Here is a 21689-nt window from a genome sequence, read left to right as displayed (position 1 = left end):
ATATTAACAAATGATAGTTCTTGTTCTAAATTGTGGAAGCTCATCGATAAAATACCAGGTTATCGATATGAGTAATGACAGTAAACTATTGGCAAAGGGTATTGTTGAGCGAGTTGGACTTGCAGACGGTATTCTTACTCATAAACCCGAAGGAAAGGAAAAATACGAAGTATTTGAGCCAATCCCTGATCATAATGTAGGGATAAACCTAATTTTAGATACACTGGTTGACAAGGAGCATGGTGTAATATCAAGTATAAATGATATTGTAGCGGTTGGTCATAGAGTTGCTCATGGTGGTGAGTTTTTTACTGAAAGTAGTTTAATTAATGACAGAGTAAAATCAGAAATTGAAAAATGTATAGAATTAGCTCCGCTACATAACCCAGCAAACCTCAAGGGAATTCTTTCAATGGAGAAATTATTGCCTGGCGTACCGCAGGTTGCCGTGTTCGATACATCATTTCACCAAACAATGCCAAATTTCTCATATCTATATGCACTTCCTTATGAATACTATGAGAAATACAAAATTCGTCGATATGGTTTTCATGGAACAAGCCATAAGTTTGTAGCACAAAAAGCTTGTAGAATCCTTGGAATGGATTTTAACAGTTGTAAAATTATTACCTGCCATCTTGGAAATGGTGCATCTATTGCTGCCATTAAAAATGGTAAATCCGTTGATACCTCAATGGGGTTTACGCCAGTTGAGGGTTTAATAATGGGTACTAGAAGTGGTGATGTTGATCCTGGCGTTCTTCTTTTCCTAGCCGAAAAAGAAAACCTTAGCATAAAGCAGGTTAATGATGTTATTAACAAAAAGAGTGGAGTTCAGGGTATTTCAGGTTTATCGTCAGATATGAGAGATCTTGAAAATGCATCTGCTGAAGGTAACGAGAGAGCTCAACTTGCAATTGATATGTACTACTATCGTGTTAAGAAGTATGTTGGTGCTTATGCAGCCGTTATGGATGGGGTTGATTTAATAATTTTCACTGGAGGAATTGGGGAAAATGATGATAATATCCGAGCCCACGTTTCTGAAGCTATTGACTTTATGGGAGTTGATTTTGATGCAGCAGCAAATAAAGGAGTACGTGGTAAAGATAAACTTTTGACTAAGCCAAACTCTAGGGTAAAAGTTATGTCAATTACAACCAATGAGGAGCTTGTAATTGCTACTGACACAGCGAGTATTGTTTCAAAACTTAAGAAATAAATGGTTCGTTAATAAGTACTTAGAGCGAGTTAAATTAGAGCGTATTTTAGAGTATAGGAAACTCCAAACACTAGTCACTTAAATAACAACTAAAATAAATAAAGTAAATAACAATAAAACACACAAGAGTATGAAGATTAATAAACTGGATCAACTATTTGATGTTCTAAAAAGTAAACCAAGAAGACGTATTGTAGCTGCTTATGCTAACGATTCTCATACAATTGAAGCCATAGGTAAGGCAATTGATATGGGTATAGTTGAAGGTACTTTAGTAGGGGATGAGGCTACCATTAAAAAAATATGCTCAGATCTTAAAATAGATTCATCAAAATTTAGAATAGTTCAAGAAGCAGATGAGATGAAAGCAGCAACTAAAGCTGTTGAGCTTATTAACAAGGGCGAAGGAGAGGTTTTAATGAAGGGATTGGTTAGTTCAGATAAATACATGCGTGCAATACTTAACAAGGAAACTGGACTAATGCCTCCAAAAGCAATTTTAACACATGTTACAGTTCTAGAAATACCTACTTACCATAAATTACTTGTATTCGGAGATGCTGCAATTCTTCCTGCTCCTGACTTATCACAAAAAATTGCCCTCACTGAGTATTTAATAAAAATTGCACACTCTTTGGGCATTGAGAATCCTAAGGTTGCTCTGGTAGCTGCAACAGAACAGATGACAGCAGGAATGCCAGCATGTGTTGATGCCGCAATCATTTCAAAAATGGCTGATCGTGGTCAAATTAAAGGCGCAATGATTGATGGCCCACTATCACTTGATGTTGCTATTGATAAAGAATCTGCAGAAATTAAAAAGATAACTGGCGGTGTTGCTGGTGATGCTGATTGTTTGGTGTTCCACAATATCGAATCAGGAAATACATTCTTTAAAGCTTGTACAAAGTTAGCAGGTGGGATGGTTGGTGCAATGGTTATGGGTGCTAAAGTACCTTGCGTTCTTACATCAAGAGGTGATAGCGCACAATCAAAAATGTACTCTATTGCATTAGCGGCTAATGCTGCAAAGTAGTCTAATAACTAAAATTCTTAATATCTATAATGGAAGAATTCAGGATTCTTGCAATAAATCCAGGGTCAACATCGACTAAAATTGCAGTTTATAGGAATAACAAATCAGTTTTTCTGAAGAATATAAGACATTCCTCAGAAGAACTTAAAGTATTTCCAAAAATTGCCGATCAATTTGAATTTAGAAAGGAAATTATCCTCAAAGAACTCAAAGATGCGGATATAAAAATTGATGAAATTTCGGCAGTTGTTGGTAGGGGAGGATTAGTTAAACCTATAGAATCCGGTGTTTATGAGGTGAATGATCAGATGAGAGAGGATATAAAAAACTGTATTATGGGCGAACATGCATGTAACCTAGGTGCATTAATTGCCGATAATATTGCTAAAACAATACCAAATGCTCGAGCCTTTATTGCAGATCCTGTGGTTGTAGATGAAATGGAAGATGTTGCTCGAATAGCAGGACATCCTCTTTTTAAAAGAGTATCAATTTTCCATGCGTTAAACCAAAAAGCAATTTCAAGAATTCATGCAAAATCATTGGATAAAAAATATGAGGAGTTAAATCTGATTGTTGCTCATCTTGGGGGTGGTATTACTGTTGGAGCGCATAAATTAGGCAGGGTAATCGATGTTAATAACGGACTTGATGGTGAAGGACCTTTTTCTCCAGAACGTTCTGGAACACTTCCTGCTGGACAACTTGCTAAACTTTGTTTTAGTGGGGAGTTTACGTACGAACAGGTTAAGAAATTGATTACTGGTCAAGGAGGATTGATTGCACATGCTGGTACTAATGATGCCTATGAAGTGGAGATGAAGGCTAAAGCTGGCGACCCCAAAGCAAAGCTTATACAGAATGCTATGGCATACAATATTGGAAAGTCGATAGGGGCATTTTCAACTGTTTTAAAAGGGAAAGTTGATGCAATTTTGCTTACTGGTGGCATTGCATATAACCCTGATTTAGTTGATTATATTAAGGATATGGTAGGGTTTATTGCCCCTGTAGTAGTGTATCCGGGTGAGGATGAAATGCAAGCGTTAGCAATGAACGGACTAATGGTTTTAAGTGGAGAAGTTCCTCCAAAATTATATAGCTGATAGAACAAAAAAACCGCTTTAGGGCGGTTTTTTTATGGGGTTGATATTGATACAGGAATTATTTTCCCATTAAAGAATTTAGATTTATTGATTGCAAAATCAACAATAAAATCAGCCATTTCTGAGGTTTTAAAAGTTGCTTGGTAGCCAGGAAATGCTTCTCTTAGCATTTCGGTATCCGTTGAGCCAATAGCTAAGCAATTGAAAACTAACCCCGTATTTTTATACTCTTCGGCTAAACACTCTGTCAATGATGCTAAACCTGCCTTTGCAGCAGAATAAACTGCTAATCCCGGAAACTTTTGACTTCCCTGAAATCCTCCCATACTGCTAATGTTGACAATATGCCCAGGACGATTCATTAATGGGAGTAAGGATTTAATAAGTTTAACAGGAGATGTAAGATTAAGCTGAATCATCCTATCAATATCGTTATCCGTTAGTTTATCAAAAGGTTTATTAATAAGTAATCCAGCATTATTTATAACAATATCAATAGTGCTGAAACATTTCTTAATTTCAACAACCAAACCATCTTTATAAGAATTTGAATCTTCAAGATCAAAAACGATAGGGAATAGCTGGGTATTAGTATTCTCACAAGCACATTCATTTTTTAGTTCTTTTAGTTTTGACTCGTTACGGGCAATAGCCACAATATTATTATCGCCTATTGTAGAAAAACGCTTTGCGGTTTCATATCCAATTCCCCTCGATGCTCCGGTAATTATTATGTTCATAATTAATATTTTTTATAAATGATTGTCCGCAATAATACCTAAAGAAGAATAAGTAATCCAAATTGTCATTCCTGCGAATGCAGGAATCCATTTCTTGCACTAGATTTCGGGACTTCGCCCGGAATGACAATGGAGTGTGTTTTGCTTATAGGTAATATAGCGGATATTCATATTTTTTTAATATAAAACAAAGATAACTCCAAAACCGTTAGTAAATAATCTAAATTATTTTTTTTGCTAAAGGTATATTTTTTGTGATCTTTATAGCGTTGTTTAACATTTACCATAATATTTTCATCTCGCTATAAATCAATCGTATAATATAAACTTATTCTCATGAAACAAAAATTAGGCAAAAGCATATTTTTTAGTGCTTTAATATTACTATTAACATCAAGTTTTGGAGCGTTAGCTCAAGAGAAAATCAAGGAAAAAAAGACATTTCGCGATAAAATCTTTTTTGGTGGTAGTGTTGGGATGGTTTTTGGAACTGTAACAAGAGTTGATATCCTTCCTCAGGTTGGCATGTGGGTTCTCCCTCAATGGGCTATTGGTTTAGGTGGTCGCTACACATTTAGAAAGGATCGTTATAATTTTATTAATGGTACATCTAACACCTATAAGGCTCATATTTGGGGTGTATCTGGATTTACCCAAATTTTGCCAATTCCAGATCTTGATAAGGCGTTTAAAATAGGAATACACGGAGGCCCAATATTTCAAGGCGAATGGGAGGGATTATATATGGATAAAAGAACTATTGATCCCAATGTCATCAACCCTGGGAATAAAGGATGGGTTCATATAATTTTGGCTGGAGCTGGTTATCGATTTCCTTTAGGTGATAAAGCTGCGTTAAATTTATTGGTAATGTGGGACTTAACTAATAGTAAATACTCTCCTTATACTACAAATCCACTACTTCGGGTAAATATTAACTTTTAATAAGGACATAAACAAGAAAAGAATAAATGCGAAAAAGGCTTTGGTAGTTCCAAAGCCTTTCCCATTATGTATAGAATAACTCGTTTATTCTAACACATTAACATTAGTAGCTTGTGGGCCACGTTTGCCTTGTGTGATTTCAAATGAAACAGCCTGACCTTCATCAAGACGTTTGAAACCTTCTTTTGCAATGCCTGTGTAGTGAACAAAAACATCATTGCCTTCTTCAGTTTGAATAAAGCCAAAACCTTTAGCTGCATCAAACCATTTTACTTTTCCTTTCATGTTAATAGATGTAAAAATTGTAAATAAAAAATTATCGTTGCAAAGGTGAGCATAATACTTGATTTTGCAAGCGCTTCCAAGGCAATATTTTTTAGTTTTAAAAAATATTTTTGTACATAAATATTATTTATTTGATAAACAGGCTTGTATAAAAGTAATTGTTCTACAAAAACAATAAAGTAATTGTTTTGTTATCATAAAATAAACACGTTCCTTTGCCGAAATTTTTTTTGGAATTAATAAAACATAATACATGATTATTACAAACGATAAAGTTGTATCATTAAGCTATGAGCTTAAGGTAAATGATGAAATTGTTGACAATGCAGTTGCAGAGCACCCCTTGGAGTTTCTCTTCGGTCATGGTCAGCTATTACCTCTTTTTGAAGAGAAAATTAAGGGACTAAAGATAGGTGATGCATTCAGTTTCATGGTTCCATGCGATGAGGGCTATGGTCAGGTAAACGAAATGGCTGTAGTTGAATTGCCCAAAGATATTTTTAATGTTGATGGTCAGATTCCTGAAGATCTTCTAGAGGTTGGCCGTAGCTTGCCGATGAGAGATAACGAAGGAAATGCTTTGAATGGTATGATCGTTGACATTAAAGATGACGTAGTTGTTATGGATTTTAACCACCCATTGGCAGGTCAGGATCTTCACTTTAATGGTAAAGTTGAGGCTATTCGCGATGCATCAGCCGAAGAACTACAGCATGGACATATTCATGGTGGTCATCATCATGGCAATGAATCTGGTTGCGAATCAGGATGTGACGAAGGCTGTTGCGATACTGAGGAGGAAAAAGGGAAACAAGATTGTGGATGTGGTTGCGGATGCAACTAACGCATTTATATTGATTTCGATAAGGGTTAAATTACAATTAACCCTTTTTTTATTATATTTAGTCAATTATTAATCACGTTTTGGTTTTTACTTCGTAAACAAGAATGTAAATGATTTATTACTTTTGCATCGTAAAAATGTTTAAAATGAAGAATCTTGGGACTAAACTATTGATATTGGGTATAGTATCTCTTTCAGTAGTATTTATTGGGTGTAAGAAGGATGCCGTTGATAATAATAAGTTCACGTTTGAATCAAAAGATTATTCTATAAGAACTGGATATTTAACATATCATGGTCCAATGATCCATGATCCTATAACTTATAAGTTTGATTTAAAGGTTATTAGCGCAGGTATTACCTATAACAGTTCCACGAATAGTTTAACTGGTAAAGGAAATTTTATTGGATTAACTATGTATTCATTAGATCCTGATTTTTTATCATCTGGATTATATACTTTCGATGGATTTTCTTCAAAAGATTCATTAACATTTAACCATGGTGTAGTTGGTGTTAATTATAACTTTGATTCTGGCACAGATACTACAAAATACTCAATTAAGACAGGTGTAATACAAGTTGAAAGTAGTGGAAATTTTTATATCTTAGATTTTAATTTTTACACCAATAGTAACAAGCAAATTAAAGGCTCTTTCTCTGCTCTCCTACAGACAAGTACTGCTCTTGCAATAAAGAAAAAGAGTGAATATTAGTTTATGCTATTATCTATTTAACGTCAGTTCGATGTAAGAAACAATGTATTAACCTATATATCAATCAATTTAGTTTATTTGAAGGTAATAATGCCAAAATCAGTTGGTGATTTTGTTTTTATCTCATAAAAATTTCTTTAGAAATCCTCTCTCACAAATGGGTGGAGAGGTTTATAAAGAAATTTTTTTCATCATCTATTGAAACACCCTCCAATAGAGTATCAGTAAACTCAATAAGAACAAGAGGTGTATGAGTTTTTAACAACTATTTTTGGCATATATACCATTTGAAACAATGGAATACTGGAATATAGGAAGATATAAGCAAGAATCTAACCTCTTGTTATCCATTATTCCATCAGTACACTAAATAATAATATATCTCTGTAAATAAGCATATTATCTTATTTCTTAAATCGAACTCACGTTATTTACCAAGTAGATTTAAAACTCCATTAATAAAGGTCAATGGGTGAGTAGGATTACCTGGAATGTAAAGATCTGGTTTGTATCGATTTAAAAATGTTCTATCAAGTGCCGATGAATCGGCAAAAATACCACCACTAATAGCATCAACTCCTACTAAAATAATAATTTTCGGATCAGGTATTGCATCGTAAGTAAGCTGTAGTGCAGTAGCCATATTTTTACTAATTGGACCAGTTATAACCACGCCATCAGCATGGCGGGGAGAGGCAACAAAATCAATCCCAAAACGACCAACATCAAATTGAACATTACCGCTTGCGTTTAGCTCTAACTCACAGCTATTATCACCAGCAGCTGAAACCTGACGTAGTTTTAGCGAACCACTGAAAAATTTCCTTATTTCATGTCTAATAAGCGATTCATCCAGATGAATAGGTTTATCAATACCCTCTCTTATTATTAATCCTTCGGGCGTGTTTGATGCTAGTTTATAATCCTTTGTGAATTTTATCTTCTCAGGAAATTTAAAGGCGCATTCCCCACAAAAATTACATTTTCCAAGATTTATACTTACTGGATTGATGTCAATTGCCCCTAATGGACAAGTTGATTTTAGGGCTTTATCGTCAATTTTAGATGTAGAGATAACGGGTCTTCCCCTAAATATTCCAGGTACTTCGACAGTTTTTACATTAGGTATGAACTGTTTACCCTGATGGAAAATTATTTTAAGATTGTCTAACATATTCCGAGTTTAAATTTACGCTGTTGATAATCATCTAATTTGAAAATCTGGTAACACGTAAGTTCTGTTCATAAAATTACAATTTTCCATTGCCTTATTTTCAAATTATCAGATTTTCAAATTATCTCATTGTCTTATTGCCCCATTGTCAAATTGTCTCATTGCCTTATTGTCAAATTTTCAAATTATCTAAAGGTCATGCCCACAATAGGAGAGGTTAAAACTCTTATTGCAAATTGGAAAATCGGAGATTTCGTTATTTCTAACCGATTGTGCTAAAGCAAGCCAGTTATGAAATGATGGATCTTTAATCTTATAAAGTATCAATTCACCCTTTGAGTTTGTAATAGCACAATGGCAAATTTCACCCCGCCAACCTTCAACTAATGATATCGAGAATGCATCGGGCATCGGTTTAAATTCTGGTTTATCAAACTTTTTGAAATTGGGTATATCTCCAATCATACTTCTGATATAACCAATGGATTGCTTAATCTCATCCCTTCTGATTTGAGCACGAGAATAAACATCGCCATGGCGTTTAATAATTGATTGATGATTGATGGTTGTATACAAATCATGAGGGTGCGATAACCTGATATCTCTATTTAAACCGCTCATGCGTGCAGCCATTCCTACTGTTCCAATAGATTTTACCTCATCTAGGGTTACAACCCCGGTTCTTTCGAAGCGTGATAGAGCACTTGGGAGTTTGAAGAGTTTTGTACTCATCTCAATAAAATCTGGCTCGTATACCGCAAATACTTGATTTAAACGATTTGCCAAATCTTGAGTATATGGAAAATTAGTAGTTCCGGGTCTTATAAGACTCTTTGCTATTCTATTCCCACACCATTCCTGAAAATAATTTATAATAGGTGTTCTTAATCTTCCATAAACTGAACTACCCAACTGGTAAGCTATATCAGTACACATTGCGCTTAAATCAGCCGTATGCATGGCCATTCGCTCCAATTCTAAGGCAAGTGTTCTTGTGAATTGTAAGGCTAAATCGGATTGATACCCACAAAGGTTTTCCCAAAGGTTTGCAAAAGCGGTTGTATGACCAACCGTAGTATCACCAGCAATATTTTCTGCAAGAATTGTGCGCTCTAATAAACTTTTCTTTTTTAGGAAGAGCTGCTCAATCCCTCGGTGCTGATAACCAAGCTGAATCTCAAGATGCATTATCTGCTCGCCATTGCATATAAATCGGAAGTGACCCGGTTCAATAATCCCAGCATGAACGGGTCCAACACCAACCTCATGTAACTCCTCACTATCAAAGCTATAAAAAGGATAATTGGCTATAGTTTCGGCTTTATCCACCCTATTCTCTGAATATCTAACAGGCTTAAACCAAGGATGGTCGGTATATTTGATATTGAAGTTTTCGTGGATTTCGCGCTCAAACTTTTCGAAGTTCAAGTTGTGTTTTGCAAATGAGTTTAGCGTTGTTCCTTTATTAACCACACAGGATGATATGTAGATTTGATGTATTGAATCATCAGCAATACAGCAGAATAATTTAACGCTACCTTCCTGTTGGAGCCCAAAATAATTAACACAATGCCTATTATCATTATCCTTTAGCATATTAATGTTGTTTTCAAGGAAGGTATGATATGCTTGCTCAGGAATATCCTTTATTGGCAGGCTCTGATTATTATTTATTGATACTATGTAGTCCATAACTATTGTGGTAATAATTTTACTGCATCTTGTATTAGATTTACAAAATACATGGGTGGATTATAGGCCAAGTAGACCGCAAATGCGAGCAAAAGATATTGTGATAATGATTCCCATGGGCTAATCTTTGGTATTCTTGCTTCGTTAATAATCATAGGTGGTGTAAATAGGAGCTTAAACATATTCGAACCAAACCCCCAAATTATCATCGTTAGAAGTATTAATACCGCAAAAAGGATTATTAGATGGTGCGATACGAATAGCGATTGAAATATCAAGAATTCACTAACAAATAGTCCAGATGGAGGCATAGCCGTTGAAGAGATAAAGCCGAGTAGCAATACTATGGCACCAGCCCTATTATATTTAAAATAGTTTCCAACATCATATATACTTTTACTATGGTAAACCCTATAAACCTGATTGAATTGGAAAAATAAGCTGGGTTTAACAAAAGCGTGAAGTACAATATGCAGAATTGCAGCATAAACCCCAATTCCTCCAGCGGCTAAGCCCAACATTACAAGCCCCATGTGTTCAATCCCAGAATAGGCAAACATTCGCTTAATATTCTTGATTCGTGTCATGTAGACTGTTGCTACAAAAACCGATAGGAATGCGGCTATAAGAATTATAGTGTTTGCCCAAGGTAATATCTCCGTACGAGCGACAATTGCATAGAATCGATAGATACCAACAAAACCAAGGTTCATAAGAACTGAAGAGAAAAGGGCACCAGCAGGAGCAGGGGCTTTATCCTTAGCATCAATTCCAGCGGTGTACATTGGAACTAAGCCCAATTTTGCGGTAAAACCAGTGAAAATGAAAAGGAAAGCTAATCGTAACCAGAATGGGTTAAGTTGGGCGTAGTTGTCGCGAAGTGAATCAAACGATAAATCTTCAACACCAGTTTGCTTTAATGAAAGGCTTAGGAATAAAATACCAATGAAAACAAAGGTGATGCTTATTGCGCAAATAAATACGTATTTCCAAACACCCTCTAGTGCTTGTGTATTCCGATGATGATATATTAGTACCGATGCGCTTAACGTTGTAATCTCAACAAAAATCCAAGTTACGGCAATATGATTTGATAAGTATGCAACGCCGGTTGCTGTAATTAGCATGGTCATTGCTGAAAAGAAAAGCCCTCTTGATTTCCTCGATTCATCGTGGGTTGCAATATACCTATACCCGTGGAATAGGGCAAAAATAGCCACAACTGCAAGGGTTAAAAGTAGCAATACTCCTAAAGCATCGCTTTTGAAAAAGCCAAGTTCAATGCTGTTTTGATGAAATGCTTGGTAGATTGCAAACGTAGCAAGGAAAAGGGCATAAAAAATTACCAAAGAGTAGTTTACAATTTTATTTCTGTTGAAATAAAGCAGTACGCTAATTAAGATTGCTCCGGGAAGAAATATACTTATCATTGCTCTAATAATTAATCTTTAAGGTTTCTAAGCTGGTTTACATCAGGATCTTGAATAACATCTCCAATCTTATTGAAAAAGATTCCAAGAATAAACACACTGGCAAAAATATCGAGCATAATACCAAGGTTAACCAGCATGGGCATTTCGTTTCCAACTGCAAGGGAGAGTATGAAAACTCCGTTTTCAATAACCAGATAACCCATTACATGGGTAATAATTTTTCGGCGTGTTGTTATAATGTAAAGACCAGTAAAAAGGGTTGATAGCGCAACTACAAAAAAGGTTTTATCGAGATTTGTGTCCTTAATTGAGTTTGATAGAACTATCGTAATAACAAGAATTAACGTAATAATTATAAGCGATATGAAATTTGGTACGAAAGGTTCAGCTATTCGTGTTATGTTGTTTCGCTTTATCACTCGGTTTAAAAATAAAGGCACTGCCACAGCTTTAAATATTACGGTTTCCAATAATATAAGTACTAGGTTAGCCACATTGATTTGGTTTAATGCCAAAAATGTTACACCGAATAGTAAAAAGCCCTGTAGAACAAGTAATCGGATATATGTTAGCAATCTGTTTGCAATACTCATGTAGAGCAGCGTGATGGCAAACATAATAAGAAGAATATCAGTCATATATTACACTAATTTAGCATTAAACAAATCTTTCCAATAGCAAAAGCACGCCAAAGAATATTAGTAGCGATACCGATGTTAAAATAAAGATAAACTGCGGGTTATGGCTCATCCTAAAGCGTGCCATAAACGATTCTAGCAATCCAGCTACAATAGCAAAACCAATTTGTACGGCAAAAAATATTGGAATAGTATACATCAAAGAAAGATCGCCTATAAAAAAGTTAGAGATAATTGCCCCATACATCGCAAACTTGAGGTTTGTGGTGTGAAGTATTAACCCTAAATCAAAGCCGCTGTTATCGAGAACCATTACCTCGTGAATCATGGTAAGTTCAAGGTGGGTTTTAGGATCGTCAACAGGCATACGGCTATTCTCAATCATTGCAATCATTATAAATACAAAGGTTGCTAGTAAGCCTAATAGGTATGAGATATTTGAGCCATAGTGTAAGGTGGAGAAGATACTATGAAAAGATGTATGACCCGTGAGCAATGCAAAAGAACCCATTAGGATAAAGAAAGCCGGTTCAACTAGCATGGAGAACAAAGATTCACGGCTGGCACCCATTCCTTCGAAGCTGCTACCCGTATCCAATGCTGAGATAATCATAAAGAATTTCCCGAATGCCAATAAGTATGCAAACAGTATAAAATCGCCCTGAAATGATATTACCCCTGGATAATCGCCAAGTGGAACTATTAGAATTGCCATTAACACTGAAGCTATGTAAAAGCTAGGTGCAATCTGGAATATAATGCTGGTAGTGCTACTATAAACCGATCCCTTTTTAAGCAACCTGAAAATATCTTTCATTGGCTGGAAAATGCCCGGTCCTTTTCGTCCAGAGGCTAAACTCTTTGTTCGAATAACTATTCCTGTAAAAAATAGACTTGCTACAAGTATCAGAATTAAGCTAACCATGTTATATCTGGTTTAAAAAGTTTATCAGAAATTTTACCTTCTCAATAATTTCTGGAATTAGAATTACTAGTGTTATAAAAATAAAACCGTAAAGAATATATGCTTGCACATTGCCGTTTTGCAGAAATGTAAATCGCGACAGCAATTGGCGGAACGCATAAATCGGTTTATCTATAAGCCATTTTTCAACCTTATCGTGCGGGTGTGTCTCCTGATGAACAGAATCGGGAAAAATCTCTTTAGCCTCCCTTTTAATCTTATCAACATGCAAAAATGGGCTGGCGAGTTTACGGTACGTTCTAATAAAAGAGCTAGCTGTATACTGCATCTTATTACTAGAACCATTGTAACCACATCCCCATGTATTACCGATGGAAGTTAATCTATTTCTAGTAATCATCCTACGAATAAAAATGGTTAATCCTACCAAGGCTATAAACACAGCCGAATAAACACCAATCATTGCGGCGGTATGGGTTATCTCGCTAAACTGACTTACTGTATCAACGCTTATTACATTTGCAAATTGACCAACTGGTAACGATATCACTTTCAGAAACGCAATTGGAACAATACCAATAGCCATAATTACTGCAACTATGGCATAAAGGGGCAGGGTAGAGGCTCTCTTTTCCTGTTCAACCTTATCAATTGAAATTTGCCGAGGTGTTCCTAGGAAAACAATGCTAAAAGCTTTGGTAAAACATATCATTGCCAACCCACCAATTAGAACCAATCCTAGGATTGAGAATAGCATCATGGCGGTAAGCGTAAAATCTGTGCTGCTAATGGATTTAAACATTCCTAGGTAGATCAAAAATTCCGAAATAAACCCATTGAATGGCGGAAGTCCACATATAGCAAGCGATCCGATAAGAAATAGAAATGCAGTTTGAGGCATCTTTCTTATTAACCCTCCTAGGGATTCAATATTTATGGTGTGCGCCAATTGATAAACGTTTCCTGTGCTATAGAAAAGGAGCGATTTAAAAAGCGAATGGTTGAGCGTATGGAGCAATGCACCGCTAAAGCCAAGAACTATTAGAATTTGGTTACTATAACCAACTCCGAGACATCCTAATCCAATTCCAATCCCAATAATTCCTATATTCTCGATACTGTGGTATGCTAGCAACTTTTTGAGATTGTGCTGAATTATGGCAAGCATAACTCCATAAATTCCTGTTAATACCGATATAACAAGTATCAAGTAGCCAATGGTAACAAAATTGGTTTTGATTAACAGAAGTACCCTTAGAATGCCAAATATGCCTATCTTAATTATCACACCACTCATTACACCCGATATATGTGCAGGTGCTGCTGGATGAGCCAAAGGTAACCACGTGTGAAATGGAACAAATCCGGCTTTAATTGCAAATCCTATAAAGAAAAAGATAAACAGTCCCACACCTATAAGTGAAGGTTGAGAGCCAGTAAATGCGGTAATATCATTAAAATCATAAGTACCAGTCTTAATTCTAACCCACATAAACGCTAGGGTAAGAAAAAGTATGCACACATGCGACTGGATTAGGAAATTGATACCTGCCCTTAGCGTTTCCGTTTTATAATGCTCAAAAATTATAAGAATGAAAGATGAAATAGCCATCATCTCCCAAATAACGAGGAGTACTAGGCTATTCTGAACAATACATATATCAATTAGGGTTGTAAAAGCTAAAATGTATGCAGAGGCATGAAGGGTAATATTTGCGGCCTGATCGATATATTTCTTCATGTACTGGATGCCATAAACCGCTCCAGTTAAAAATGTAAAGCCGATTATTAGAATAAACCACGATGATAGGTAATCGACTCGTATTGGAATAGCACCAGTGATAAACGATCCTGCGTAGCTATAATCTACTGGGTTACCCGAAAGAACCTGAACGGATAAGATTGAAGCTAATACAACCTGTAGGCAAATTGTTACCAAAGTCAAGATTCCTTTCCTCCTAACCTTTAGGAAAGGTAACGCAACAATGGAAACAACTGCTACTAGATTGAATAGTTCGATCAATAATCTCATATCAAACCAAATAAAGTACCTACAAAAACCAAAACAATAAAGAGAATACCATAAAGCACATACGACTGAATTTTCCCGTTCTGGATAAACTGGAAATAGTTTGTAGCAAAACGAAGTCGATTAGTAATAGGATTTATTATGTAATTCTCAAAAATATCAACGTAAAACGATGAAAAAGCCCTTTTCTTCGGGAATATATCCGTCTTCTCAATTTTGGTGTATTTCTTCTTCTCAATTGCAAGGAAGCTAAACAATTCGGCAAAACTCCTAGTAAAGGATTTACTTGTATATTGTGCCTTGGGTACTGGCGATTCGTATCCACAACCCCAAGTAGGTTGAATCTCGGTAGTTCTATTTCGAGTTGCCAACCATCTCAAACCAAAAACTGATGCGATTAAGGCTAAAAACACAAGGTTAGCCCATCCAACAACGCTTACAGTATGAAACATAGAGGTTGTAGCCAGATTATCAACATTCATATGGAAGCTCAGAATAACCACTTTAGAGGCGTAGTAAAGATAGTAGGCTGGAATCAACGCCACCGAAAGCATAACAACTATTGCAATATACTGCGGTAATCTCATTATAAAGCTAACCTCCTTAGGCTCATACTCAAACTGATGCCTTGGATTGCCAGTAAAAATTACACCAAAGTTTTTGGTAAAGGTTAGCAATGACATCCCTCCAACAATTGCCAAACCTGCTATTGATAGAACAATAAGAACTAGCTGAGATATATTACCCTGAGCCAAACTCTTAACCAATCCCGTATATATAACAAACTCCGAAATAAACCCATTAAATGGGGGCAATCCGCCAATGGCTAATGCCCCAATTAGGAAAAAAAGGGCTGTTTGTGGCATCTTCTTAATTAATCCGCCCAGCTTCTCTATATTCCGTGTATGCGTTTGCTGGTAAATACTTCCAGCCGAAAAGAACAGCAAGGATTTAAATAGCGAGTGATTCAGAGTATGAAGCAACGCCCCGCTAAACCCAAGTATCATCAACATGCTATTCCCCGATCCCATTCCCATTAATCCAACACCAATACCAATACCAATAATACCTATATTCTCGATGGTGCAGTAGGCCAGCATCTTTTTAAAATCGAACTTTATGGCAGCATTTGCAATGCCGTATATTGCGGTAACAACGGACAGGATAAGGATTATCTCCCCAATAAGCGTAAAATCAGAGTGTAGGTTAGATATAACACGGAAAATACCGTAAATGCCAAGCTTAACAATTACCCCCGACATTATCCCCGAAACATGCGATGGCGCAGCCGGGTGGGCGTGTGGTAGCCATGTATGAAAAGGAATAAAGCCCGCTTTTATTGCAAAACCCGCAAGCAGCAGTATAAATACCCAAATACTTCCGCTATTGTTCAGGAAATCGCCTAATGCCGAAAAATCGAATGACCCGGTTTGGAAGTAAAGCCATATAAACCCTATTGTGAGCAGCGCAACGCTGATGTGCATCTGAATCATATAGTTTACGCCAGCCTTAAGCGTATCCTTTTTCTGATACTCAAAAATAACCAGCATTAACGACGATATAGACATTATTTCCCATGCCACAAGGAAAGCAAAACCGTTCTCCAGCAAGCAAACCCAAAGCATTGAGAAATGGAATAGGATAAAGAAAACCCAATGGATAGATTTGTTTGTTTGCAGATTCTGATACGCCTTTAGGTAGCCAATCCCAAAAAGGGTTCCGTTAATAACAGTAAGGTTAATTATAAGGATAAACCAAGCCGAAAGGGAATCCAACCGAACATTTACATTCCCCATAATCCCTGTAAGGTGGTACGAATCAATTATAGGCTGATGCGTTAACGCGAATACCGATGGTAACGAGGAAAGTATTGAGTTTAGTATAACAACAAAAAATGCAACGTAGGGCTTATACTTTTGTGGGGATAGCATTAATCCTGCTATTCCTGCAATTAAAACAAATATTGTTGATTCTATACAGCTACTATTATAATCCATAAAAAAGTCGAATCTTAAGGAACAACTTCAGGTTTTTAAATTATCTCAAACGTAGAACGAATCTGATATGCAACTGATCCTAGTTACTTGATGCTAGTTGCTGGTTGATAAATAACTAGTAACTAATAACCAGTATCTAGTAACTAGCCAACCAGTAACTAGTTTTTTTCCAAAAAAGAGTACCAAAATTAATTTAAATATGAATGATAAAAATGTTTTTACCCTTTTTTTGTTGATGGCTTAGCGTATTGGATTATGGTTTAGGGGGTTAAAATTAAGTAATGGAGTGGGAGTAAATCTATAAAACTTTTACTCGACCAATCTAAAAAGATTGATAAAAATGAACGGAGAATTTAAAACTACAATGATAGAAAAGAGTATTGGAAAAATGTGATTACTATTTGATATTCTGGTAATTTAACTTATTTTTGGTATAGAAATATTATACTATAAAAATGGTACAGTATATAATGTACCATTAGGTGATATAAATAAATGAGTTATGGGCAAGGCTACCAAATCAGATTATTACTGTAAAATTAGGATTGCCAAATACTAAATTCTATAAAGATGGTTTTTGAATATAAAAATCCCCTAAGTATTACAAGTCAATTTAGTTTTTGTGGTATGCCATTTAGACTTGATACATATTCTGGTTGTGATTTCTTATGTATCTATTGTTTTTCCCATAAAAGGGGAGGTAACTCCAACTACAAAAATATTAAAATAGCTGACCCTGACTTAATAATTAATAAATTTCGAAATTCATTAGAAAAACCAAAAATTAATACTGGATTGATTTCTCAATATATTAGAAGAAGAATGCCCATTCATTTTGGCGGAATGAGCGACCCTTTTCAAAATATCGAAAAGAAAGCTCAAGTATCATTGAAAGTTCTAAAATTTCTTTGTTCAATTAATTATCCTGTTGTAATAAGCACCAAATCAAATTTATTAATCAATAAAGAATATCTAGAAACATTAAAATCAAATCCTAATCTAATTATTCAGTATTCATTTTCAATCCTAAACGATGATTTATCAAAAATCATAGAGCCTAATAGTCCAACTTCTACAGAAAAAATTAATTCGTTAAAGGTACTTTCAAAGCACAATATAAATACAATAATAAGGTGGCAGCCATATATTGTAGGGCTAAGTGAAAATCCGCTTGAATTTGTAAGCAAAATAAAAAATTCAGGAACCAAGCATTTGATTATTGAATTTTTAAAACTTCCAGCAGACAACAATCTTGCTTGGGAAACTAGTTTAAAGCCCCTTAATAAAGTAAGAGACTATTATAATAAAAAAAATAGTATTGTTATTGGAAGAGAATTAATACTCCCTCCAAAAGAAAAAGTTGAAACAATACGAATCCTTAAAAATGAATTAAAAAAATATAACATAACGCTTGGAGTTGGCGACAATGAGTTACAATATCTTTCTGATACAGAATGCTGCTGTGGAGTTGATAAGTATAAGGGTTTTGAAAACTGGAATAAATTTCAAATAAGTTACGCCATTATTAAGTCAATTAACAATCAAATCAAATTTTCAACAATTGAGAAACAATGGAGTCCAACAGGTTCGATTGATAAGTTTTTAAACTCTGAAAGTCGAATTGAAAAAAATAAAGATTTTAATAGAGTATCTGACTATATTATAGATAGATGGAATAATTTAAGTTCTGATTTTAATCCATCAAAATATTTTGAAGTAGAGGATTCAGGATTAATGGATGAAAAAGAATTTCGTATATTTGAGTTTAGAAAATCAAAAACAAAGCCATGATACTAAAGTTAATAAAATTCCTCAAAAGTCCTCCGACTCATTGGCAGTGGTATAAGGGCTTTTTCCAAATTACAGTGTTTAGATACCTCGTAACTTGGTTTGCAATTGTTCCTTTCTTGGCCAGATTGTTCTTTGACATACCAACTTCATTTAAAATTGATATATTGCATACTAATATCGAATATAGTTTTAATTTAAGTTTACCTTTTAATTGGCAATTGCTATGGTTTTCATCTCTTTGTTTTGTTATTGCTTTTGGTCTGTATACAATAATTTGTCCAAGTTTTGTTAAGAAATATAACTCCTTTAGTGACTATTTATCCATGATGCATTCACCAAGGTGGATAATATGGGAATCTAGAAACATCTTTGTTAAGAATATGGATAAAGAAAAGTTTATTGAGCGTATTCTTACAAAAAAATATGTTGAAGAAATTCCATTAGATAAGTTTGATCAAATAAAAACAGATTTTAATTTAAAAAGAAAAAAAGAATCAGAGGAATTTAAAGATTACGGAGTTATAATAGAGGAAAAACAAACAAAATTATACTTTATTCATGATTCCAAAGCTTTTGGACTTGGATTACCAATTCTAAATCAAAATAGTGAAGATAAAGAAAAGACTGATTTGGTAGAAAAAGAATTATTTTGGGAAGTTTTTGGTAGATATTCTGCTTCATTTCCTATTATTAGACTAATAATTCTTATTCTTTTAAGTATTAGTGCTTTTTTGTTTTCAATTGTATTAGTTCAGAATATTATTTCTGGATTAAGATATTTGATTTTATAAGCCCAGCCATAACAATTGCTAAATCCCATTTGGGCAGAGTTGCAGAAACCAAAGTTTTTCGTACTTTAGTTTTCCCCCGTCAAGTCACATTTATAAAAGCCAAATGTCAAGTTGCGCTAGCTACAAAGGTTGATAACAATAATTGCCTTTTTATTGAATATTCTTTACTTTGCAGAAAAGATAGGCTATGAATATTCAAGCAGAAAAATTGGACTCGTTAGGATGATACTAGATACTGATAATCCTCGTATTCTTGCCTCCATTAAGCGGTTATTCACAACTTCCAAAAAGGTTGATTTCTTGGATAGTCTATCTAAATCTCAAAAAGAGGAAATCCTCAAAGGAATTGGAGAGGTTGAAAATGGAGAAACGGTAGACTACGAGGAGTTCATTAAGAAACATCGTTAATGAAAAGAGAAATTAGGATTTCCTTCAAATCAAATATATAAAACCCAAACCTCAAGCCGGAATAAAAATCCGGCTTTTTGCTAATATTCGAATTTTTAACCCATTTAAACTTAACCTGCTAAACTCGGTTTCAAAATTTTGCTTCCACGAAGGGGTTCGTGAGAGCAAAAAGAAAATTTTTTGCCTAGGCGTAGGGGTACGGATGGTCGAAAACTTTTTTTTGTTCATCCGTAGGCGTACGGGAAAGCTAAAAAACTTCTTATATATCAATCCGCATGGGGGTTGCACCAGCTAGCGCGGATTTGTAATCCGTGCTAGAGTTAAACACGCTAAATAAAGTAAATCGTAATAAAGTTAAAGGAAGAGAATGAATCTTTCTATTTTTTTAGTTGATTTTTTAAAGAGCACGGATTAGCTTTGCTGAACTCCCTTTGGTCGGTTACAAATCCGCGCTAGCGAAGGCAAAACCCTACTGCGAGGCCTCAATTGTGAATTGCGTTACAACAAAACACCACTGCATCTCAGCTATCGCAATTTGCGATAGCCGAATTGGGAACTGTAAGTCAAAATCGTTTAGCTAAACTACAAGTCCGATAGGACTTGAATTCGAATAGCCCCCAATGAAATTGGGGGAGATGATAAAGGGTAACAACCCAACCCTGAGAAGGGTTGAATGTGGCTCTATGTTTAAAAATTTAACCCATTTCAGGGTTGGTAACCAACAAACTCAATACCTTCGATGCTATCGGAGGCTATTCATATTCAAGCCCTTTGGGCTTAACCAAACGATATTAAATCGTAAATCCATAACCCGCATCCAAACGTAAAACCCTATTAAAAGCCCGGCTCTTTGCTACCTATACCGTTAATTGCATTACAACCAAATACCATTGCATCTCAGCTATCGCAATTTGCGATAGCCTAATTGGAAACTTCCCTGCACAAACGTGTTCAAATCATATCAAACTGAATTATTGAGTAGGTTAAAGGGGTATTCTATAATTTATTATTCTACAGCTTTATAATCCATTGGGCTTACGAATATCCTTATATTTGAATATAGTGATATCAATCATCAAGTTCATGCTATTCGGGTGCTTTGGCCTGATAAAATGCCTATAAAGAATAGTTCGATCTCTTGCACAATTAATAATTACTTTTATGAAATCAGAAAAGTATAACAAGATTTTTGAATTTAACCGACAGTGGGTTGAAAGCAAAAGTAAGAATGATAAGACCTATTTTACTCAGTTTGGCGAATCGCAATCGCCTGATTTTTTATATATCGGATGCTCAGATAGTAGAGTACCAGCAAATACCATTACAGGTATTGAGGTAGGCGATTTGTTTGTACATAGAAACGTGGCTAACATTGTTTCAAATAACGATTTAAATGTACAATCCGTAATTCAATTTGCTGTTGAGTATCTGGAAGTCAAACATATTGTTGTTTGCGGCCATTATGGCTGTGGCGGTATTAAAGCCGCTCTTAAGCAGGAATCGTTCGGATTGCTAGATAATTGGCTACGAAATATTAGGGATATATACCGTATTTACTACAAAGAGCTAGAATTGATTACTCCATTTGAAAAAAAAATAGATAGACTTGTGGAACTGAACGTAATTGAGCAGTGCAAAAACATTATTAAGACATCATATGTTCAGAAAAGCTATTTGCAAAAGGGATTTCCAACCGTTCACGGTTGGATATATAAAACCAAAAGCGGTGAATTAGTTGATATGAATGTAGATTTTAAGAAAACCCTTAAAGAGGTACAGAAGGTTTATAAATTAGAATAGTTTTCATTTCAAAATTGAAGATAATTCCCATCAAATAGCATATATAAAGGCCAAACGTTGAGTTGGATTTTTAACCCCCTTAAATTTGATCTGCCTAATTCGGTTTCAAACCCCCTC

General features: G+C 35.1%; 19 protein-coding genes. 10 read left to right on the top strand and 9 right to left on the bottom strand.

The features are described 5' to 3' along the window. Positions 1-10 precede the first annotated feature (10 nt). The 3 genes from HOO91_10830 to buk all read left to right on the top strand — a co-directional run bounded on the left by HOO91_10830 (position 11) and on the right by buk (position 3364). Positions 11-1222 (top strand): acetate kinase, encoded by a 1212-nt coding sequence (locus HOO91_10830; GenBank protein NOU18036.1) that lies wholly within the window; start codon positions 11-13, stop codon positions 1220-1222. Between the two features lie 130 nt (positions 1223-1352). Next, a complete protein-coding gene (locus tag HOO91_10825; GenBank protein ID NOU18035.1) occupies positions 1353-2258 on the top strand; it encodes a phosphate butyryltransferase in 906 nt (301 codons plus the stop codon). Positions 2259-2287: 29 nt separating this feature from the next. Further along, positions 2288-3364 carry a butyrate kinase gene (gene buk / locus HOO91_10820; GenBank protein NOU18034.1) on the top strand — a complete coding sequence of 359 codons (1077 nt, stop codon included), beginning with the start codon at positions 2288-2290 and terminating at the stop codon, positions 3362-3364. Positions 3365-3396: 32 nt separating this feature from the next. Here the strand turns inward: buk and HOO91_10815 are convergent, their stop codons facing one another. Next, a complete protein-coding gene (locus tag HOO91_10815; GenBank protein ID NOU18033.1) occupies positions 3397-4104 on the bottom strand; it encodes an SDR family oxidoreductase in 708 nt (235 codons plus the stop codon). Between the two features lie 336 nt (positions 4105-4440). Between HOO91_10815 and HOO91_10810 the strand changes: the two genes are divergently transcribed. Next, a complete protein-coding gene (locus tag HOO91_10810) occupies positions 4441-5049 on the top strand; it encodes a hypothetical protein (GenBank protein NOU18032.1) in 609 nt (202 codons plus the stop codon). Positions 5050-5133: 84 nt separating this feature from the next. Here the strand turns inward: HOO91_10810 and HOO91_10805 are convergent, their stop codons facing one another. Further along, the gene (locus HOO91_10805; GenBank protein ID NOU18031.1) at positions 5134-5334 is read right to left on the bottom strand and encodes a cold-shock protein; all 201 of its coding nucleotides are present in this window, start codon (positions 5332-5334) and stop codon (positions 5134-5136) included. Between the two features lie 253 nt (positions 5335-5587). Between HOO91_10805 and HOO91_10800 the strand changes: the two genes are divergently transcribed. Beyond that, on the top strand, positions 5588-6178 hold the full coding sequence (locus HOO91_10800; GenBank protein NOU18030.1) for a peptidylprolyl isomerase: 591 nt from the start codon (positions 5588-5590) through the stop codon (positions 6176-6178). Between the two features lie 146 nt (positions 6179-6324). Next, the gene (locus tag HOO91_10795; GenBank protein ID NOU18029.1) at positions 6325-6894 is read left to right on the top strand and encodes a hypothetical protein; all 570 of its coding nucleotides are present in this window, start codon (positions 6325-6327) and stop codon (positions 6892-6894) included. 427 nt (positions 6895-7321) lie between these two features. Here HOO91_10795 and HOO91_10790 read toward each other — a convergent pair whose 3' ends face one another. The 7 genes from HOO91_10790 to HOO91_10760 all read right to left on the bottom strand — a co-directional run bounded on the left by HOO91_10790 (position 7322) and on the right by HOO91_10760 (position 16782). Beyond that, positions 7322-8068 carry an NADH:ubiquinone oxidoreductase gene (locus tag HOO91_10790; protein ID NOU18028.1) on the bottom strand — a complete coding sequence of 249 codons (747 nt, stop codon included), beginning with the start codon at positions 8066-8068 and terminating at the stop codon, positions 7322-7324. Between the two features lie 189 nt (positions 8069-8257). Beyond that, complete coding sequence (locus HOO91_10785) at positions 8258-9760, bottom strand: NADH dehydrogenase subunit (protein ID NOU18027.1); 1503 nt, start codon at positions 9758-9760, stop codon at positions 8258-8260. 2 nt (positions 9761-9762) lie between these two features. After that, positions 9763-11190 carry a hypothetical protein gene (locus tag HOO91_10780; protein NOU18026.1) on the bottom strand — a complete coding sequence of 476 codons (1428 nt, stop codon included), beginning with the start codon at positions 11188-11190 and terminating at the stop codon, positions 9763-9765. Positions 11191-11201: 11 nt separating this feature from the next. Next, positions 11202-11831, bottom strand: a complete 630-nt coding sequence (locus HOO91_10775) for a hypothetical protein (protein NOU18025.1) — start codon at positions 11829-11831, stop codon at positions 11202-11204. Between the two features lie 19 nt (positions 11832-11850). Next, positions 11851-12756: a hypothetical protein gene (locus tag HOO91_10770; GenBank protein NOU18024.1), complete on the bottom strand. Its 906-nt coding sequence runs from the start codon at positions 12754-12756 to the stop codon at positions 11851-11853. Between the two features lies 1 nt (position 12757). After that, complete coding sequence (locus tag HOO91_10765) at positions 12758-14788, bottom strand: hypothetical protein (protein ID NOU18023.1); 2031 nt, start codon at positions 14786-14788, stop codon at positions 12758-12760. Then, positions 14785-16782: a hypothetical protein gene (locus tag HOO91_10760; GenBank protein ID NOU18022.1), complete on the bottom strand. Its 1998-nt coding sequence runs from the start codon at positions 16780-16782 to the stop codon at positions 14785-14787. Before HOO91_10760 ends, HOO91_10765 begins: the two co-directional genes overlap by 4 nt. A gap of 570 nt (positions 16783-17352) precedes the next feature. On the opposite strand from HOO91_10760, the gene HOO91_10755 reads away from it, so the two are divergent. The 4 genes from HOO91_10755 (at position 17353) to HOO91_10740 (ending at position 21572) form a co-directional block, all read left to right on the top strand. Next, the gene (locus tag HOO91_10755; protein NOU18021.1) at positions 17353-18573 is read left to right on the top strand and encodes a radical SAM protein; all 1221 of its coding nucleotides are present in this window, start codon (positions 17353-17355) and stop codon (positions 18571-18573) included. Between the two features lie 380 nt (positions 18574-18953). Next, a complete protein-coding gene (locus HOO91_10750; protein ID NOU18020.1) occupies positions 18954-19364 on the top strand; it encodes a hypothetical protein in 411 nt (136 codons plus the stop codon). 222 nt (positions 19365-19586) lie between these two features. Beyond that, positions 19587-19772 carry a hypothetical protein gene (locus tag HOO91_10745; protein NOU18019.1) on the top strand — a complete coding sequence of 62 codons (186 nt, stop codon included), beginning with the start codon at positions 19587-19589 and terminating at the stop codon, positions 19770-19772. Positions 19773-20933: 1161 nt separating this feature from the next. Further along, entirely contained in the window at positions 20934-21572 is a 639-nt protein-coding gene (locus HOO91_10740) for a carbonic anhydrase (GenBank protein ID NOU18018.1), read from the top strand. Positions 21573-21689: the final 117 nt, after the last annotated feature.

This window comes from Bacteroidales bacterium (assembly GCA_013141385.1).
In the GTDB taxonomy this organism is placed as follows: Bacteria; Bacteroidota; Bacteroidia; order Bacteroidales; family Tenuifilaceae; genus UBA8529.
This window is presented reverse-complemented; position numbering and strand designations above follow the sequence as displayed.

Coding starts and splice junctions, on each gene's coding strand:
- HOO91_10765 (NOU18023.1), bottom strand. CDS start 14,788: ATGAGATTATTGATCGAACTATTCAATCTAGTAGCAGTTGTTTCCATT.
- HOO91_10790 (NOU18028.1), bottom strand. CDS start 8,068: ATGTTAGACAATCTTAAAATAATTTTCCATCAGGGTAAACAGTTCATA.
- HOO91_10810 (NOU18032.1), top strand. CDS start 4,441: ATGAAACAAAAATTAGGCAAAAGCATATTTTTTAGTGCTTTAATATTA.
- HOO91_10825 (NOU18035.1), top strand. CDS start 1,353: ATGAAGATTAATAAACTGGATCAACTATTTGATGTTCTAAAAAGTAAA.
- HOO91_10755 (NOU18021.1), top strand. CDS start 17,353: ATGGTTTTTGAATATAAAAATCCCCTAAGTATTACAAGTCAATTTAGT.
- HOO91_10805 (NOU18031.1), bottom strand. CDS start 5,334: ATGAAAGGAAAAGTAAAATGGTTTGATGCAGCTAAAGGTTTTGGCTTT.
- HOO91_10760 (NOU18022.1), bottom strand. CDS start 16,782: ATGGATTATAATAGTAGCTGTATAGAATCAACAATATTTGTTTTAATT.
- HOO91_10740 (NOU18018.1), top strand. CDS start 20,934: ATGAAATCAGAAAAGTATAACAAGATTTTTGAATTTAACCGACAGTGG.
- HOO91_10745 (NOU18019.1), top strand. CDS start 19,587: ATGATACTAGATACTGATAATCCTCGTATTCTTGCCTCCATTAAGCGG.
- HOO91_10785 (NOU18027.1), bottom strand. CDS start 9,760: ATGGACTACATAGTATCAATAAATAATAATCAGAGCCTGCCAATAAAG.
- HOO91_10750 (NOU18020.1), top strand. CDS start 18,954: ATGGATAAAGAAAAGTTTATTGAGCGTATTCTTACAAAAAAATATGTT.
- HOO91_10775 (NOU18025.1), bottom strand. CDS start 11,831: ATGACTGATATTCTTCTTATTATGTTTGCCATCACGCTGCTCTACATG.
- HOO91_10815 (NOU18033.1), bottom strand. CDS start 4,104: ATGAACATAATAATTACCGGAGCATCGAGGGGAATTGGATATGAAACC.
- buk (NOU18034.1), top strand. CDS start 2,288: ATGGAAGAATTCAGGATTCTTGCAATAAATCCAGGGTCAACATCGACT.
- HOO91_10830 (NOU18036.1), top strand. CDS start 11: ATGATAGTTCTTGTTCTAAATTGTGGAAGCTCATCGATAAAATACCAG.
- HOO91_10800 (NOU18030.1), top strand. CDS start 5,588: ATGATTATTACAAACGATAAAGTTGTATCATTAAGCTATGAGCTTAAG.
- HOO91_10795 (NOU18029.1), top strand. CDS start 6,325: ATGAAGAATCTTGGGACTAAACTATTGATATTGGGTATAGTATCTCTT.
- HOO91_10770 (NOU18024.1), bottom strand. CDS start 12,756: ATGGTTAGCTTAATTCTGATACTTGTAGCAAGTCTATTTTTTACAGGA.
- HOO91_10780 (NOU18026.1), bottom strand. CDS start 11,190: ATGATAAGTATATTTCTTCCCGGAGCAATCTTAATTAGCGTACTGCTT.